Source organism: Sphingomonas sp. PP-F2F-A104-K0414 (assembly GCF_004340945.1).
Lineage (GTDB): Bacteria > Pseudomonadota > Alphaproteobacteria > Sphingomonadales > Sphingomonadaceae > Sphingomonas.
In genome coordinates this window covers 1-1,082 of record NZ_SLYD01000024.1, presented here as the reverse complement: position 1 = coordinate 1,082, position 1,082 = coordinate 1, and the positions used below count along the sequence as shown (strand labels likewise).

1 pseudogene is annotated in these 1,082 nt (G+C 65.2%); it reads right to left on the bottom strand.

The window, feature by feature from the left end:
* Positions 1 to 18: 18 nt before the first annotated feature.
* Positions 19 to 1,082: pseudogene (locus C8J46_RS20640) on the bottom strand (IS3 family transposase); the annotation flags it as partial.

Sequence of the window (1,082 nt, the reverse complement as noted above, 5' to 3'; positions counted from 1 at the left end):
TGACGTGACCCCCGCCTTTCATCCAGCGGCAACCAGAGACCGACCGTTGTTGTCGCGCAGGAGCGCGGGTGAAGCAACGGTGGGGTTTAAACCCCACCGTTGCTTTTCGAGTTCGGCGGCAAAGGCGGCCGGTGTGGCGTAGCCGAGCGACGAGTGTGGCCGCTCGGTGTTGTAGTCCTCGACCCAGCGGGCGAGGATCGTGCGCGCCTGGCGGACCGTGAAGAACAGCGTCTCATTGAGTAGCTCATCGCGCATGCGACCGTTGAAGCTTTCGACGAACCCGTTCTGCGTCGGTTTGCCCGGAGCGATATAGTGCCACTCGACGCCGGCATCGCCCGACCACGCCAGCACCGCGTTTGAGGTCAGCTCGGTGCCATTGTCGCTGACGATCATCTTGGGCGCGCCACGCTCGGCGATCAGGTCGCCCAACTCGCGCACCACCCGCTTGCCCGAGATCGACGTGTCGAGCACCGCCCGCAAACACTCGCGTGTCACGTCGTCGACGATGTTGAGGATACGGAACCGCCGCCCCGTGGCCATCTGATCATGAACGAAGTCCAGGCTCCAGCGCTGGTTGGGTAGCGCCAGCACCGGCGCAGGTGCCCGCGCGCCGACGGCGCGCTTTCGTCCCTTCCGGCGACGGACTGTCAGACCTTCCTCGCGGTAAAGCCGCTGTGTCTTCTTGCGGTTGATCGTGATGCCCTCCCGCCGAAGCAGGATGTGCAACCGCCGATAGCCGAACCGTCGGCGCTGCTGCGCCAGCTCACGCAGACGCGACCGAAGGTCGCCATCATCTGCCCGGCTCGAGCGATACCGCATGCTCTTGCGATCCGCCCCGACGACAGCACACGCCCGCCGCTCGCTCATCCCCAGCGCCGTCTGGAGATGCGCGACCGCTTCCCGCTTCGCGGCAGGCGTCACCATTTTTTTGAAAGCAGGTCCTTCAGACCTGCATTGTCGAGCATCGTATCCGCGAGCAGTCGCTTGAGCCGGGCGTTCTCCTCCTCGAGCGCCCGCAGCCGCTTCGCATCGGACACCTCCAGACCGCCGAACTTGGCCTTCCAGGCGTAGTAGGTCGCGCT